Source organism: Streptomyces taklimakanensis, assembly GCF_009709575.1.
Taxonomy (GTDB): domain Bacteria; phylum Actinomycetota; class Actinomycetes; order Streptomycetales; family Streptomycetaceae; genus Streptomyces; species Streptomyces taklimakanensis.
Genome location: NZ_WIXO01000001.1, coordinates 60,451 through 76,565, shown reverse-complemented (window position 1 = coordinate 76,565; position 16,115 = coordinate 60,451). Strand labels below are relative to the sequence as shown.

General features: G+C 69.1%; 8 protein-coding genes and 5 pseudogenes. 7 read left to right on the top strand and 6 right to left on the bottom strand.

The genetic code is table 11. The features are described from left to right. Window positions 1–519 precede the first annotated feature (519 nt). On the bottom strand, window positions 520–1,230 hold the full coding sequence (locus F0L17_RS00355) for an SDR family NAD(P)-dependent oxidoreductase (RefSeq protein WP_155069224.1): 711 nt from the start codon (window positions 1,228–1,230) through the stop codon (window positions 520–522). Between the two features lie 103 nt (window positions 1,231–1,333). On the opposite strand from F0L17_RS00355, the gene F0L17_RS00350 reads away from it, so the two are divergent. Together F0L17_RS00350 and F0L17_RS28475 are read left to right on the top strand one after the other, a co-directional pair. Next, window positions 1,334–2,176: a helix-turn-helix domain-containing protein gene (locus F0L17_RS00350; RefSeq protein ID WP_338017895.1), complete on the top strand. Its 843-nt coding sequence runs from the start codon at window positions 1,334–1,336 to the stop codon at window positions 2,174–2,176. Window positions 2,177–2,836: 660 nt separating this feature from the next. Then, a pseudogene (locus F0L17_RS28475) lies at window positions 2,837–3,034 on the top strand (RRQRL motif-containing zinc-binding protein); the annotation flags it as partial. 167 nt (window positions 3,035–3,201) lie between these two features. Here the strand turns inward: F0L17_RS28475 and F0L17_RS00345 are convergent. From F0L17_RS00345 to F0L17_RS00330, 4 genes and pseudogenes are all read right to left on the bottom strand, one after another. Continuing rightward, on the bottom strand, window positions 3,202–3,471 hold the full coding sequence (locus tag F0L17_RS00345) for a hypothetical protein (protein WP_155069223.1): 270 nt from the start codon (window positions 3,469–3,471) through the stop codon (window positions 3,202–3,204). 131 nt (window positions 3,472–3,602) lie between these two features. Further along, complete coding sequence (locus tag F0L17_RS00340) at window positions 3,603–4,145, bottom strand: transposase family protein (protein ID WP_162465611.1); 543 nt, start codon at window positions 4,143–4,145, stop codon at window positions 3,603–3,605. A 92-nt stretch (window positions 4,146–4,237) separates the two neighbouring features. Next, window positions 4,238–4,495, bottom strand: a pseudogene (locus F0L17_RS27970) (RHS repeat-associated core domain-containing protein); the annotation flags it as partial. Between the two features lie 675 nt (window positions 4,496–5,170). Further along, a pseudogene (locus F0L17_RS00330) lies at window positions 5,171–6,272 on the bottom strand (IS701 family transposase); the annotation flags it as partial. A gap of 49 nt (window positions 6,273–6,321) precedes the next feature. On the opposite strand from F0L17_RS00330, the gene F0L17_RS00325 reads away from it, so the two are divergent. Further along, a protein-coding gene (locus F0L17_RS00325; protein ID WP_155069220.1) for an IS5 family transposase occupies window positions 6,322–7,202 on the top strand; the annotation gives its coding sequence in 2 pieces (ribosomal slippage) (window positions 6,322–6,682 and window positions 6,682–7,202; 882 coding nt in all). A 90-nt stretch (window positions 7,203–7,292) separates the two neighbouring features. Here the strand turns inward: F0L17_RS00325 and F0L17_RS00320 are convergent. Continuing rightward, window positions 7,293–9,425 carry a choice-of-anchor L domain-containing protein gene (locus F0L17_RS00320; RefSeq protein ID WP_155069219.1) on the bottom strand — a complete coding sequence of 711 codons (2,133 nt, stop codon included), beginning with the start codon at window positions 9,423–9,425 and terminating at the stop codon, window positions 7,293–7,295. Window positions 9,426–9,815: 390 nt separating this feature from the next. Here F0L17_RS00320 and F0L17_RS28470 point away from each other — a divergent pair. The 4 genes and pseudogenes from F0L17_RS28470 (at window position 9,816) to F0L17_RS00300 (ending at window position 16,067) form a co-directional block, all read left to right on the top strand. After that, window positions 9,816–10,478 (top strand): annotated as a pseudogene (locus F0L17_RS28470) (hypothetical protein). A gap of 78 nt (window positions 10,479–10,556) precedes the next feature. Further along, window positions 10,557–10,883, top strand: a pseudogene (locus tag F0L17_RS28200) (transposase); the annotation flags it as partial. Window positions 10,884–11,237: 354 nt separating this feature from the next. Then, window positions 11,238–11,564: a CU044_2847 family protein gene (locus F0L17_RS00305; protein WP_162465610.1), complete on the top strand. Its 327-nt coding sequence runs from the start codon at window positions 11,238–11,240 to the stop codon at window positions 11,562–11,564. 3 nt (window positions 11,565–11,567) lie between these two features. After that, window positions 11,568–16,067, top strand: a complete 4,500-nt coding sequence (locus F0L17_RS00300; RefSeq protein WP_155069218.1) for an nSTAND1 domain-containing NTPase — start codon at window positions 11,568–11,570, stop codon at window positions 16,065–16,067. Window positions 16,068–16,115: the final 48 nt, after the last annotated feature.

Sequence of the window (16,115 nt, the reverse complement as noted above, 5' to 3'; positions counted from 1 at the left end):
CCGAAGGGTGTCTGGAAAGGATGCCGCCGCTACGCACCCCGCGCCGGTGTCGAGCGCATCGTCTCGCACGGAGTCCAGGCACTTGGCCCGCGCAGCCCCACTAAGAGCTCCTAACGCAGTGTGGTGCGGAGGCGGCGCCGGCAGATCAGTGCGCAACCAAGGCGCATGAGGGCTTCGTGGATGTCGTCGCGGATCTCCCAGCGGATCCGCACCCGAGTCTCACCTTTTCGCGACGCTCCGCCCCGCTGGATGAGATCCAGCGGGGCGGAGTCAACCGACAGCGTCCTGCCTGCTGGAGGGGTGGGCGGTTATCCGGATCCGCAGGTCGGGTGGCCTGGGCGGCGGCTTCGGAGTCGGCGATGCCGAGGTTGGCGTAGGCGACCGGGGCGCGGTTTTCGAACGCGGCGATGAACGCCTGGGCGGTCTCGAGGGCTTTCCGGTGCACGCCGTTCATGATCATTTTTTCGTGGTGGTGCGATACGGCCGCGGTACGCGGTCACTGGGCGACAGTCAAGGGGGCTACCAGGGCACGGGGCCGGTGGCGCCGACGAAGGCGGGGCTCGGCGTGCCGGGCTCGGCGGTGGCGGCGGCGACGATCGCCGAGGCGCCTTCCGTGACGCTCTGGGTGCCCTGATGGCCGTTGAGGTCGGTCGCGGTGAATCCGGGGTCGACCGAGACCACGCTGATCTGCGGGAAGGACTGTGCGTAGACGGCGGTGAGCATGTTCAGCGCGGCCTTGGAGGAGTTGTAGGCCAGCAGCGGCGCCCATGCGGGGAGCAGTTCGGTGTGGGCGGCCGGGTCGGCGTTGATCGTCAGGGAACCCAGCGCGCTGGAGACGTTGACGATCGCGGGTCGGGCCGCCTGCTGGAGCAGAGGCAGGAAGGCGCGGGTGGTGCGCACTGCGCCGAAGACGTTGGTGTCGAAGACATGCTGCAGGTCAGTGGCGGTCAGCTCGCCGGCCGGGGCGGCCGGGCCGGCGATGCCGGCGTTGTTGACCAGGACGTCCACCCGGCCCGCCTCGGCGCGCACCCGGTGGGCTGCCTCGGCGACGGACGCCTCGTCGGTGACGTCGATCAGTAGCGGACGGGCTCCCAGGGCCATGGCTGCCAGCTCGCCGCGGTGGGCGTCGCGGGCACCGGCGTAGACGGTGTGACCCGCGGCGATGAGGCGGCGGGCCGTTTCGAATCCGAGGCCCTTGTTGGCCCCGGTGATCACGGTGACTGTTGTCATGCCATTCACTCTGCGCGCCGCGATGAGGGACAGGGAGAGCTCTCCTCAGCGGGGGGTCGGCCAGTACCAGGCTGTTCCTCGACAAGCGGCGGACAATGGAAGGGTGAATGACGATCCTGTGGCTCTCGGCCAGGCCCTGCGCCACTGGCGCGACCGTACGAGCCCTGACGACCTGGGCCTGCCCCGCGGCGGGGTGCGTCGGGCGCCCGGGCTGCGCCGCGAAGAGCTCGCCCAGCTCGCCGGCCTCTCCGTGGACTATGTCGTCCGCCTGGAGCGGGGCCGGGCCACCTCACCCTCCCCGCAGGTCCTGGCCTCCCTCGCCCGCGCCCTGCGCCTGACCGAGACCGAACGCGACCACCTCTACCTGCTGGCCGGTCAGGCTCCGCCCACCAGCGGCCAGGTCTCCCCGCACGTTCCGCCGAGTGTCCAGCGTCTGCTCGACCAGCTCAACGGCAGCCCACTCAGCGTCCATGACGCCACGTGGAACCTCATTTCGTGGAACCCCCTGTGGGCCGCCCTGATGGGGGACCCGTCCCCCTGGCGCGGCAAGGACCGCAACATCGCCTGGCGGCACTTCACCGGTCGGCCCACCCGCGTCACCCACGACCCCGACCAGCAGGACCGCTTCGAGACCGCCCTCGTCTCCGACCTGCGCTCCTCCGCCGCCCGATACCCCCGGGACGCCCAGCTCACCGCGCTGATCAACGACCTGCGCGGTATCAGCGACCGCTTCGACGACCTCTGGGACTCTCACACGGTCGGCTTCCACACCACCGACAGAAAGACCGTCCACCATCCCGGTCTCGGGCCGGTCGCCGTCGACTGCGACACCTTCACCGTTCCCGGCAACGACCTGCGCATCGCCGTCTGCTCCGCACCGGCAGGCACCGCCACAGCCGACCAGTTCGCCCTGCTGAACACCATCGGAACTCAGGTTCTTGGCTGATGCGGTCTGCGGTCTCAGGGCGGTGTGGAGAGAAGTGGGCCGGTCGCCGTCGACTTTGTCCTCCCCGGGCATGTTGCCCAGTCCGATCGTCCGGCCCGTGACCGCTGCTTGTGCCTGAGCGGCGGACTCGCCGGACCACTGGGCGGCGGTTGCTCGTCCGAGACGACCAGGTGGCCTCGCTCCAGGCCGTGCCAGGACGAAGGCCGGAACAAGCACCAGGAAACCGCTCGGCGGTCGGCGGCCGCTCCGCCGGTCGGAGGGCGGAGCAGTTCCAGGCTGCCTGCGGTTCCGCGATGCCGTACAGGTGCAAGCGATCGGACGTCCTCGACGGCCACCGCTCTCTCCAACGCCCGCGGCCTCCGGCCCCGCCCCCATGTCCGGGCCGCCCGCCCGACCTAACCCTGTGCGCGCCCGCCGCCCCCGCACCACTCGCGGACGGCGAGCGCCGCCGTGTCCGCCACCGACTGCCAGGAGGACCCTGCCGTGCTCATCCCCCGACCGCGCCGCCGGGTCAGCCGGCCCTGTCCCGTCCTTCCCGGCCCCTGCTACCCCCACCGCTCCGACCGGCTACCCGGCCCCCCGGAGCGCCTGGTGCCTCCCCGGCACGACCAGGACCAGGACGTGGCCGACGTCGATCCGTATGCCGATCCGGCCGGGGCGATGCCGGTCTACCGGTGGCGCCAAGCCCCCAAGGGACTGGCCACCCGCCGCCAGGTGCGCGCGGTGGGCCTGCGCCCCGGTGGCCAGGAACCCGTCGCCCGGATCGAGTGTCGCCGCGGCCTGCGCCGGGCGTGGCTGTACCGCATCGACCGCGCGGTGCCGAAGCTTCCGATGACACTCGCCAAGGAAGCCGTGTTGGACGCGGCGATGGCCGCCCGCCAGACCTGCCCGCAGTGCGGTCGCCGGTTTTCCACTGTCTGCCGCTGCGTATCCTCGGCCCCAAACGCACCCCGACCGGCAGCCTGGGGGCACCCAGCTTGTATGGACGGTGCAGGTCGTTTTGCAGGAGTTTCGTCTGCCTGGGGTCAGGGGGTGAGGACGGTCAGCCGCAGTAGCGCGGCCAGGCCCAGGAGGGCCGGCAGCGCGAACCACCAGCTGCGCAACCAAATGGCCTTGACGAACACCCAGGTCAGCAGCGCTGTCACGACGGTGATGGCCAAGGCGAGACCTGCCGCGAAACCGGAGTGGGCGGTGGCGTCCTGCTCCCACGGGGCGGCGACTCCGGCCAGGTACGCGAGGAAGAGGAGGTACCCCGCCACCGCGTGCGTCAGCGTGAGGACGACGGCACACACCACGGTGCCGATACGGCCGGGCCGGGGGCCCGGCCGTATCGCGTCCGAGCCGGGGGACGGGCGGTGTCGCTCACTTCAGTGAACCTCTTTCATCCTGCGGTTACGCAGAATGAAAGAGGTTCAGTGAGGTTTTCTCAACGCCTTTCGTGCCATGCATTGTTGAGGACGAGGGCGGCTTGGGCGATGGCTCCGATCCGGCTGGGGCTGATCGTCACGTGCTGCAGGGCGCGCCGGCGCTGCTTGAGTTCGGCGGCGGCGCGTTCCCCCAGGGCACGGATGCCGCGCAGGAGCCGGTTGTGGGCGCGGGTGTCCGCTGCCAGAGGTGAGGCGATGTCGGGATGCGGGCGGACGGGGGTGTGCACGCCGATGCCGGCGCCGGTGTAGCCGACATCGGCCAGGGCCGGCAGCCCGGCGCGGGCCGCGGCGTACAACGCGGGCAGCGCATGGATGCGGGCGGCGTGCAGGTCGTGCACCGAGCCGGGCTCAACGTCGGAGACCCACAACAGCGAGCCGTCGGGAGCCGCTATGAACTGCAGGTTTCCGGCGAAGTGCCGCCCCTTGCCGGAGTACCACAGGTCATTGCCCCGCTCGGTGGTCCCGGCCACCCGATCGCAGGGAATGAGCGTGCCGTCCAGCACCACATGACTCAGATCCCGCTCGCGGCAGCGCTCCAGCACCTGGTTCAGGTCACCGAACTCGTCATTCCACGAGTCCTCTGTGTCGTTCCATGCCCGGTAGGCGTAGCAACCGACACCGACCCCCGGATGCCTTACCTCCCCTTTTCTTCGCAGTGCCCCACACTGCTCCAGGACAGCAGTCCGGTGGGATCAATCCGGTTGGCGGGGCCGCCGGCGGCGTAGAGGTAGGGGTTGGTCTCCTGCCCGCTGGGGTCGGGTTGGGTGAAGCGGCCCAGGTTCGGGTCGTAGTAGCGGGCTCCCATCTTGTACATGCCTGTGGGGTCGAGGTAGGTGCCGGTGAAGCGGTAGGGCTGGGGCACCGTCTCGGTCGGAGTGGTGCGGGGCAGGCCGGTGAGACGTACGCCGTGATGCCCGCCCGACGCAAGCACGAGGTGGTCGTCGCGAGCGTCATCGGCCGGATCACGAACGACCTTGCCCGCCGGGCTGGCTGCCCAGGATTCCCAGGCAGCCAACCCGGCGAACCAAAATCTTTTGAGATCAACGGAATCAGCAGGACTATAGTGCCAAGACTTCCCTATCCGGATGGCCTGGTCTCAAGGATTCCCTTAACCAACGCCATCAGGTTCATGGCAATGAGGGCACCCATGCACCAGAGGATCCCTATAGGCGAATCAATGACGATAGTGATCACTAGCAGGATCAGACAGAGAGGCGGACCTGATGGCGCCCATTTAATACGTCTCATTCCCTTCATTGGGTCCCGCCTCCTCCTGTCACTTGGCATGTCCTGGGCTCAGGTTTGCTAGACACCCAGACCGGATGTCAATCCGCTATCAGCATTCCGACCAGCAAACCAGCTGCAACGAAAACAAACCAAAGAGCTACCTGCGGCTTTTTCATCACGTCTCCCGCGTCAAGATATTCACTAATGGTATGAACTCGGTAACGCCTCTTGAGAGGTCCGGCGTTACCGGCATCGTGAACCTCCGGCCAGCAACACCGAACCTCTGTCGGGAATTAATCCCCAACAAACCCACTAATACTCCAGCTGTAGATCGTGGTCCTCATGGCTGGGATGTGGATTGTCGCTGGTAATGGCTGGTGCGTGATCGCTGCTGATGGCGGCGTCGCCAGTCCGACCAGCCGAGTCGGTGGGCGATGTCGTGGAGGGGCTGGACGACGAGTGTGATGAACAGGCGCTGGATCTCGTTGCAGGACAGCGGGACCAGCCCGTCCGGAGCGGGGTTGCGGGCGTGTTCGTCGGCGCGGACGACGGCGAGGAAAGCATGGGCGAACCCAGCGGGTCCAGGAGGGGGAGCGGCGGACCTGGTGCTCGTCGAGTCCTGCCAGCCCCTTCTCGGTCTGGATGGTCTCTTCCACCCGCCATCTGGAGCCGGCGACCCGCACCAGCTTGGTCAGCGGCACCGGCTGGGGTGAGAAGCAGCGGTAGTAGGCGAGTTCGCCGGTGGTGCGGTTGCGGCGGATCAGCAGCTGACGGCTGCCCGGCGCTGGCTCGGCGAGATCGATGACGGCCCAGTCGTAGGACCGCTCTCCCTTCGCACCGCGTCCGGCCGAGAGCTTCTGCCAGGCCCGCTTCGGCACCTTCTTCACCAGGGCATCGGCGCGGAAGGTGCCCGCACCGGTGGTCACTTCGGCTGAGCAGGCCACCGCGAGGACATAGCCGATGCCGCGTTCCTCCAGAGCCGTGCGCAGTTTCGGGTTGCCGCCGTAGACCTCGTCACCGGTGACCCAGCCGACGCGGTGTCCGGCGTCCAGGAAGCGTTCGATCATCGTGCGGGCCAGTTCCGGCTTGGTCGCGAAGACGGTGCCCTCGCCGAGCCCTGCAGCCCGGCAGCGATCCGGGTCGCACGTCCAGGAGCGCGGTATGTACAGCTCCCGGTCCACTGCCGCGTGTCCCCGGACACCGGTGTAGACGAGGTAGACGGCGACCTGGGAGTTCTCGATCCGCCCGGCTGTTCCGGTGTACTGGCGCTGGACCCCGACCGTGTGGATGCCCTTCTTCAGGTCACCGGTCTCGTCGACGACCAGCACCGCCGCCTCATCTTGGAGGTGCTCGACGACGTATTCCCGCACGTCGTCGCGGACGGCATCGGCATCCCAGACCGTCCGGCACAACAGATGCTGCATGCCGTGCGGGCTAGGTTCTGTCCGGCGGATCATGTGACCTTCTGACCGGTCACTCGTTGGTTCGGTCATGGGTCGGGGGGTTCTGACGAATCGCGAATGGTCGTTACTGGAGCCGCACCTGCCACCTTCGGGTGGTCGGGGCGGCCGGTGGAATGATCACCGCACCGTGGTCAACGGGATCCTGTTCCGGGTCCGGACCGGTGTCCCGTGGCGTGACCTGCCGGAGCGCTACGGCTCGTGGAAGACCGTCTACGAACGGCATCGGCGCTGGTCGGCGGACGGCACCTGGGATCGGATCCTGCGCTCGGTCCAGGCCGACGCCGACCTGGCGGGGCGGGTCGACTGGTCGATGATCGGCGTCGACTCGACATCCTGCCGAGCCCGTCAGCACGCGGCCGGCGCCCGCAAGACCGCACCGCGGGTCCCGAAAAAAGGACGACGCCCCGACACCACCGCCCCGACGAGGGACTGGGGCGGTCTCGGGGCGGCCTGACCTGCAAAATCCACCTGGCTGGCGAGGGTGGCTGCCGCCCCATGGCCCTCCTGCTCACGCCGGGCCAGTGGGGCGACGCCCCGCAACTGACCGAGGTCCTGGACCGGATCCGGATCCCCCGGCCACTGGGCGGACGCCCCCGAACACGGCCGGACCACGTCAGCGGCGACAAGGCCTACAGCTCCCGCCGCAACCGCCGCTACCTGCGAAGACGCCACATCCGGCACACCATCCCGGAACCGAAGGACCAACGGGCCAACCGGCAACGCAGGGGCAGCGCGGGCGGCAGGCCGACCGGCTTCGACCGCGACCGCTACCGGCGCCGCAACAAGGTCGAGCGGACCATCAACCGGCTCAAGAAATCCCGCGCGGTCGCGACCCGTTACGACAAGAGGGCCTACGTCTTCCACGGTACCGTCACCGCCGCAGCGATCCGTCTCTGGCTCCGCCAGTGATCCGCCGGACAGAACCTAGTGGCTCGTGCGACGTGACCGGGGTGTGCCGTCGTCCGTGACGGCACACCCCGGCCCGTTCCGTGCGGTCGGTCAGCTGTGAATCACGATGGAACCGTGACTGATCGCGGTCGTTGCCGCAGTGTCGTCCGCGGCGCCCGGCTGGTTGTCGAACACGACGGTGTCGCTGTCGGCGTCCCAGACTTTGATCCGGTAGGTGTCGTCACCGCCGCTCTTGTCGGCGTCCACCACGGAGACCAGGAACCCGTAGCCATCCTCGCCGTTGACCGTTCCGGTCCCCTTGTAGATCGCCTTGTTCCCGCTCACGACCAGCCAGTCGTACGACATGGAGTGGAAGTTCAGGCTTCCGGTCTTGAACTGGAACTCGGTCTGCCCTTTGGGGGCGGTGGCGCCCTTCTGGTACTTCGAGACGAACCCGAACCGTCCAGGGCCACTCGCCGAGGGATCGGCGGGGTAGGAACCTTCGGGGACGTCGATCCAGCCGCCGCCGGTGACGAAGCCGGCCGATGGGTCGTAGACGACCACGTAGTTCGGCGAGCACTTCTCGTCGGATGCGCCGTCGTCGTCGGTCACCGTGAGACAGATCGTGTAGATGCCGGCCGCCGTGTAGGTGTGGGAAGCGTCGACCTGGCCGGCGGCGGCCGTGGGCTCGCTCATGGAACCGTCCCCCCAGTCGATGGAGGCGGTGTGGGTGTCGTTGGCACCGGGGTCGGTGTAGCCGGCCTCCAGGGACAGGGGAGTGCCGACCGCCACCGGGTCCACCGGAGTGGAGACCTCACCGATCGCCGGTGCCACGTTCGTCACCGTCAGGTCGGCGGTGTTGGACACCGGCGCGTTGACGCCGTCGTCGGTGGTGAGCGTCAGTCGGTACTCGCCGTCGTCGGTGCAGGTGATGGCGGTCTCCAGGGCGGAGTCGTCCTCGAAGGAGCAGACGGCTCCGGTGTCCACTCCGCTGACCGGCTCGTAGGTCCACTTGTGGGTGAGCGGATCGCCGTTGACGTCACTCGCGGTCGCGTCGAGGGCGACCGCGGAGCCCTCGGCTCCGGAGTAGGGTCCACCGGGGTCGTTCACCGGAGGTGTGTTCTTCCAGGTGGCCTTGGCGGATGCGAAGGGTTCGCCGGCATCGCAGGTTCCGTTCCCGTCGACGTCGTAGCAGGCGCTGATCGAGTCGACCCCGACCGTCGTACCGGTGTAAGTGAAGGTCGCCTGGCCCGCGGTGTCGGTGGTATCCGAGCCCTGGACGGCGTGCGCGCCCGAGGCCTGGAAGAGTATCGACGCGCCGGAGACCGCCGGCGGCTCCGCACCGATCTCGGTGAGTGTCGCGGTGACGGTGTGGTCCGTGCCGGTGTCCAGAGTCGTCTCGACCGGGGTGAGGTCGAGTTGGTACGGCTTGGGCTGCGCGCCCGACTTGCACTGGGTCTCCGGGTCGGGCACGAATCCCACGCGCAGGTTGTCGACGAACGTCGCCGAGTCGAGGATGCGATCGCCCTGGTCGAAGATGGACAGGTAGAGCGTGTGGGTGCCCGGAGTGACCTGTTTCGCGGCGGACAACAGCGGGGTGGCCCCGTCGTAGGTGGTGCCTGCCGCGTTCTCCGCACTGAAACCGCCGAGACCGACCGCGTTGACGCTCACCACGTCGTTGTCGGCATCGAAGGCGAAGTTGTTCGGAGCGTTGATTTCACTGCCCGACGTGGTCCAGTCGCTGTTGTCCAGCTCCGCGATGAAGGCGTCGTTGAAGGCGCTGCCCACCCACTCCGGATACTCCTCGCTGTAGAACTGGAAGTCGAAGCTGAGGCAGTTCGCCGTTTCGGGAACCTGCAGGTCGACTGTGAAGACCGACACGTCGAAATCCGTGTTGCCTCGGACGTTTCCGCCCGCCAGATCGGTCGTCTTGCTCCCTTCCGTGTTCGGGTCGTCGGCCGAGGCGGCATCGCCGCTGGTCAGAATGGTGAACGTGGAGCCGTTGGTCGGGAAGTTCGACAATGGCGAGTCTCCGACGCCGTTGGCCACGGCACCGGCCAGGCTCTCGAACCCGGCACCGAGGACGTCCGCTCCCGGCCCGGCCAAGGCCGAGGCCATGGCGTTCGCGTTCGAGTCGTTGCCGATGGCCGCGCCGGCCGGCGCGGCCATCAACAGTGTCGACGTTCCGGTGAGGGCCAGAACGCCGGCACCGGCCACCAGACCGCGTGCCCATCTCCGCTTCACGGCGTGCGGAAGCGATTTTCTCGACATGATCCCCCCAGCTCTCTCCAGGGAGCCGGAATGCGTTACGCGAAGGCGCCCCGCCCCTGTGAGCGAGAAACCGGCCCCCTGGAATTCGCTTGACACCGAGGGAAGCTAGCACGCTCCCGACCGAACGGGCAGATGAGCGACACCGGCAGGTGTCGCATCGGGATAGCGGAAGGTATCTTTTCGCGTTTGTGCGCCGGTTGACATTTCCCTCGTGCTCTCCCTTCACCGCTGTGAGATGAGGAAGAACGCGAACTCCGGTGGCCCTTGTGAAACAGGTCGTCTTCTGTGTCGACGGGTACTCCGCGCACCTTGGGACGGGACTGAGGACGTTCGGCCCTGCCTCACATTCGGTGGTGACGGAGGGTGGCGAGTGTCGTTGACACTCGTGTGAAGGGTGTCAACGATCTTGCCCAGACAGTGTTCTCGGGGCTGTCCCCGCTGGTCATCGAGGCTGTGATCGACGAGAGCGAGCGGATCGTGGTGCGGGCACGGACGCCGTGGTCCGTCCGGTGGGCGGGTGCGGCGTCTGGTGTGCCTCGCACTCGGCTGCCGCCAGACCTTCCGCGAACAGGTGCCCGGAGTCCCTGGAGCGCTGTCAACGGCGTACGGCCCGCGTGACCGGGCACGTCAAGGCCGTGGTCAAGGAGTTGGCGGACCGGCCCGAGCGCATGCTCCGCGTTCCCCGATACCGTGCCGGCCTGGTCGATCCCTACCGCGAGCACCTGCGCACACGCCGGGCCGAGGATCCGGCCGTTCCTGTCGCGCGCCTCTTCGAAGGGATCAAGAACCGACGCACTCACGCGCCGGATCGCCCAGGTTCGCGCAGCCGTCCCGCTTCGTCCGCACGCCTTCACCCGGGGTCGGGGCCGGGGTCGGGGTCGGGGCCGAGACCGCGACGCCGTGATCGCCGCACTCACGCTTCCCTACAGCAACGGCCCCACCGAGGGCGTCAACACCAGGACCAAGCGAATCACGCGCCAGATGCACGGGCGAGCAGGCTTCACCCTCCTCAAGTCCCGTTCCTGATGATGTGGTGTCGCCCGTTCGTGGGTGATGGGACGGTTCCGTCCTCGCTTCATGTCGTGTGCATGGTGAGGTCGCGGCATGGAACGGGTGCCGTACGCAACCGACTTGTCCGACGAGCAGCGGACGTTGATCGAGCCGCTGGTCACCGCATGGAAGCAGGAACGGGTGGCGCGGTCTGCGACCGGAGATCCGGGTTCCTGCGACCTGCGCGAGGTCGTGAACGCGTTGCTCCACCAGAACCGGACGGGCTGTCAGTGGCGGCTCCCGCCACACGACCTCCCGGCCTGGTCGGCGGTGTTCCACTCCTTCACCCTGTGGCGCGAGGACGGCCTTGACCAGCGGGTCCAGGAGATCCTGCGGTGCCAGGTGCGGGAGCGGTGCAGACGATTAGAGGACCCGTCCCTCAGGGACTCCTCACCCAACCCGGACGCGACCGCTACCCAAAACGGACCCAACGCCCTCCAAGGGGGCCTTTCTCTTGGTAAGTCGCGGTGGTTGATGAGGCTGGCGGCGATGGCGGTGAACGACCAACCACTCCTCCCCACCTGTTGCCCCGGCCCGAGCCGTATGCGCGGCGGCACCAGTGACGCCCCGGCCCTGTGCGGCCGGGCCCTGCCCTTCGCAGCCAGAGGCTGGTACGCGCGGGAGTTGGGGCGGCTCCGGTCCTGCCGTTCGGCGGCACGGTGCGTGCCGGTTTTGCTTTACTGGACGGCACGTGACCGGGAGGACACACCAAGTGTCATCTGATGGGGGGGCGCAGTGACGCAGCTGGTCGAGTTCTCTGTCGGTGAGGGCACCGACACGGTGGTCGTCTTCGAGGTCGACGCTGCGGAGGTGCCGGACGACCTGGTGCTCGCCGCCCGTGACGGCAGCACGGTGGCCGGGCGTGCACGGGTGTCCCTGGAGCAGGCCCTCGACCAGGTGAGGCCGGCTCTTGAGCGGGTCGCGGTCGTCGCGCAGTCGCTGTCGCCGACGGAGACCACCATCGAGTTCGGCCTCAAGATGGGTGGTGAGACGGGGGTCGTGGTGGCGAAGGGGACCGCGGAGGCCAGCTTCACGCTGACGTTGACGTGGCGGAAGGAATAGCCGGTGCGCAGGTACGCCGACCGCGCAGGATTCGTGGTGCGGGTGCTGGCCGCCGGGACGCATCGTCCGGTCGGTATGGGATTCGTCGTCGGCGATCGCCACGTCCTCACGTGCGCGCACGTCGTCAACGCGGCACTCGGCCGGGGAGTCCGGCAGCCTGATCACCCGGGCGGCGAGGTGCGGATTCCAGTCGACTTCCCGATCCTGGGTGGTGCCGACGGGGCTCCGACCCGGATGTGCGTGGTGGAGCGCTGGCTGCCGCCGCCGAAGGAGGGCACGGTCGGTGACGACTTTGCCGGACTCGTCGTCGTCGGTGAGGAGCTGCCGACGATGGCCGGTCCGGCCCGGCTGAACGAACAGGCTTCCCCTTCGCCGGACGAGCAGGTCGCGGTCTTCGGCCATCCCTCCCTCGCCGAGCGGCGCAGCGGCACGTGGGCGGTGGCCCGTGTCCGGGGCCGGGTCGGTGCCGGTCTCCTCCAGGTCGACGCCGATCCCGCCGCGGCGATGCGGCTGCAGCCGGGCTTCAGCGGTTCCCCGTTGGTGGTCGCGGGTGCTTCCGGCGATTCCGTGATCGGCATGGTGGTGGCCGCCGGCAGGCACGGCGACCACCGGGACGCGTACGGGTTCCCGACGTCACGGCTCGTGATGTCCTGGCCCGAGGCGCTGGCCGATGTCCCGCCGTCGCCATACCGCGGCTTGTTGCCGTTCACCTCCGCAGACGACGCGGTGTTCGTCGGCCGCGAGACCGACACTTCCCAACTGCGCGAGATGGTCGCCGAGGACGGCTTCGTCCTGGTGATCGGCCCGTCCGGGGTCGGGAAGTCGTCGCTGGTCGAGGCCGGGCTGGTGCCGAGGTGGCGGGACACGGGCGCAGTCGCGGTGACCGTGCGGCCCGGCAGCGGCGCGGGCAGCCCGGCGCGACGGCTCGTTGGCGATGTCGAGGCAGCCCTGCGGGCGGCGGTGGGTGTCGACGTATGGTCCCTGGACATCGAGCCGGGCCCCGGCGCACTCGGCGCCGCGCTGTCGCGCCGTGCCAGGGCGACGGGCTCACGGGTGCTGGTGCACATCGACCAGTTCGAGGAACTGCTGACCGACGCGTCGGCGGACCAGCGGCATGAGCTCCTCGAGTTGCTGGTGCCCACCGCACGCGAGGTCGCCGACTCCTGCCGCATCGTGGCCACGATGCGTTCCGACTTCGTGCCGATGGTGCTGGAGCTACCCGATCAGGGTCCCCGCCTGCGGCACCGCATGTTCGCGTTGTCGCCGATGGGACCCGCTGCGCTCGAGCGTGCCGTGACCGAACCGGCGCTCACGCGTGGTGTGCGCTACGAGGACGGACTCGCGGCACAGATCGCCGCGGACGCCGGCGGCGCGACGGGCAGCCTGCCCCTGATGGCGTTCACCCTCGCGCAACTGTGGGAGGCCCAGCGGGAGCGCCGGCTCACCTTCGCCGACTATCGCAGGTTCGGCGGGCTGGCGGGTGCCATCGACCGGCATGCCGAACGTATCTACGAGCGGCTTCGCCGCGATGGCCTGGCCGAGCAGGTCAAGTCCGTCATGCTCGCGCTGGTGCGCACCCGGGGCGGTGCCGCCGAGGCGGGCGCCAGACCGGCTCCACTGCACCGGTTCCCGGGCATGCGGGGGCTGATCGACGACCTGTGCCGCCACCGTCTGCTGGTGCTCGACTCCGCTCGGGCGGACGGTGAGCCCCTGGTGTGGCTCAGCCATGAGTCGCTCATCCGTTCCTGGTCGCGCTTCTCGCGCTGGGTGGATGACGATGTCGAGTTCCAGCGGTGGCTGGTGACGATGGAGGAGCGGGCGGCCGACAACGAACTGATCGCCGACACCCGGCTCGCGTCGGCCGAACAGTGGCTGGCAGAACGTGCTTCCGACATTCCCCAGGAGGTTGCCGACCTCATCGCGGCCAGCCGGTCGGCATGGCGCGACCGGATTGCCGAACTGGAGGAGGCGAAGGCACGTGCGGTGCTGAAGGCCGCGGAGGCGGACGCCCGCAGGCTCGCCGCCGCGGCCGAGTTGGCGGCCATGACGAAGCCGGGCAGCCCGGTCCCCCTGGTGCTCGCGCAACGGTCGATCCAGGCGTTGTGGACGCTCGAAGGGGACACCGCACTCCGCCGCGTGCTGCGCAGGGCCCCGCATCCGCTCGTCCGGCTTCCGGACGTGCACCCCGAGCCGGACACGCAGTCGGTCACGATCCTCGGCGACCACCTGGTCAGGACGGTCACGTGGTACCAGGGCGGTGACCGCCATCGCGTCCGTACCGAATTGTTCGGGATCGACCGCGAGGCGCACCGGTTCCGCACCGTGCACGAGGCGGACGACCGGGTCCTCCACCCTGCGCCGGGACGCGTCGCCGTGCGGGTCGGTGCGCGGCGGGTGACCGTGGTCGACCTGCACAGCGGTGACACGATCGCGGAGGACCGCGACTGCCGGTCCGTCGTCGCCTCGGCGCTGAGCAGAGACGGCACCCGCCTCGCCATCGTCCGGGGCGTTCGTCCCAGCTACCGGCCGGGGCAGGCGAGGAGCCTCAGCGACGCGACGGTCCGCGTCATCGACCTGGTCACGGGACGTGTCCGTCACACACTGGACGACGGCACCCTGCCGGACACCGGCAGTCTCCTCACAGCGCGGAACTTCACCTTCAGCGATGACTGCACCCTGCTGGCGGCCACGGAGCCGGATGGCGCCCGCTCGAACCGCACGGTCGTGTACGACCTCACCGGCGGACGCGCCCCGGTCGGCATCCCGCACGACGGATACGCTTGGGAAGCGGTCGCCATCAGTCCGGACAATGCGCTGCTGGCGGTGGGCGTCAATCATGTCGACGGTTGCGGTGACGCCCGCTCGGGTGCGGTCGAGGTGTTCGATCTCACGCACCACGGTGAGCAGCCCGGACGGCTCAGGTTCCGGCTCCATCAGTACACCCCCGTGCAGGCGCTGGCGTTCGGCCAGACCGCGGATCGGCTCGCCGTGGCACTCGGCGACACCCAGTACCACCGGACGCCCGGTGCCGGGCTGCTGATCGACGTTGCCACTGGCCGGGAACTGCGCCGTCTGCATCACGACTTCACCGTCGACTCGGTGTGCCTGACCACCGACGGCTCCCGGGTCGCCTTCGCGGGCCGGCACGCGGCCCGCGTGTTCGACGCCGCCACCGGCCGGGAGCTCGCCAGGGTGGACCACGAGGACGAGATCGCCGACATGACGTTCGGCCCCGACGGCCGGCTGCTCACGGCGACGACGACCCCAACGGGGGCCGGCTGCCGCCTCTTCGAGGCCCGTGGCTCGGAGATCGCCCGGCTCGACTTGACCTACAGTGCCCAGGTGTTCTTCACCTCCGACGGGGGCACGGCACTTGTCACGGAGAACGACCTGTCCTCCGGCCGGACGACCGTGGTGGACACGGCCACCGCCGCGCGCCGCGGCGTCGTCGGCCACGGCCGGTTCGCCTCCGTGCGCGGCTCGGCGACGCACGCGCACCTGGTCGCTGTCACCCACAACGGCTCGGCGTCCGGCAGACCCGGCGAGGTGACGATCCATGACCTCAGCGGTGAACGCGAGCCACTGACCATCCCGCACCAGGGATACCGGGACGTCGCGTACGTCCGGTTCACCGACGACGGGCGCCGGGTCGTCACGTCCGCCACCACACCGACCGGTGCGGACGAGATCGGCAGGTACTGCATCCTGGTCACCGACACCCGCAGTGGCACCCTGCGGTCCTCGATCGGTATCACCGGGTACGTGATCGCCTGCAGCGGCGACGGAATGCTCGCCGCCGTCGTGAGCGATGTTGACGTCGGTACGGGGAGCGGGATCTTCCGGAAGACGGGCGACGGAGCCGCCACCGGCACCGTCCGCATCGTGAACACAGCCGACGGGGTCGAACACCACCGCTTCCGCTCCCGGGTCGACACGGCGTTGTTCGCACCGGACCACACATGGGTCGCCGTGGTGCAGGACGGCTCGGTGGCCCTGATGGGGGCACGCGACGGGGACGTACTGTGCCGGATCCCCCTTGCTCTGGACACGCCCCGCAACTACGTCGAGATCGCCACGAGTCCGAACGGACGGCACCTGGCCTTCACCGAGGACAGCGGCGCGCGCGACGGCGTGTTCACCCTGGCCGAGACACGGACCGGTACGCGGATCGCCGTCGCCGCGTGCGAGTCGGCCGGGAGCCCCGCCTTCTGTTCCGACGGCACCAGAGCCACATTCGTCGCCGACGGGAGCGCGCGGGTCGTCGACGTCCGTACGGGTACGACACTGTGCGTGGTGGAACACGACGAACGCGTGTGGCAGAGCGTCCTGTCCGGAGCCGGTGGCGAGAACCTGGTGACCGTGGGCAACCACAGTCTGCGTGTCTCCTGGACCGACACGGCAACGATGGCCGCCATGGCGAAGGCACGGCAGGTGCGTGACCTCACCAGGACGGAAGCCCAGCGGTACCTGAACGGATCGACGAAGAACGCGTCGCATCCGTGAGCGGTCACAGGGCCGCCTCACCGCACCGCCGAGTACCGCGCCCGCGCG

What these genes read in the sequence shown, in the direction of transcription:
- F0L17_RS00355 (WP_155069224.1), bottom strand. Translation starts at nt 1,230, where the DNA reads ATGACAACAGTCACCGTGATCACCGGGGCCAACAAGGGCCTCGGATTC.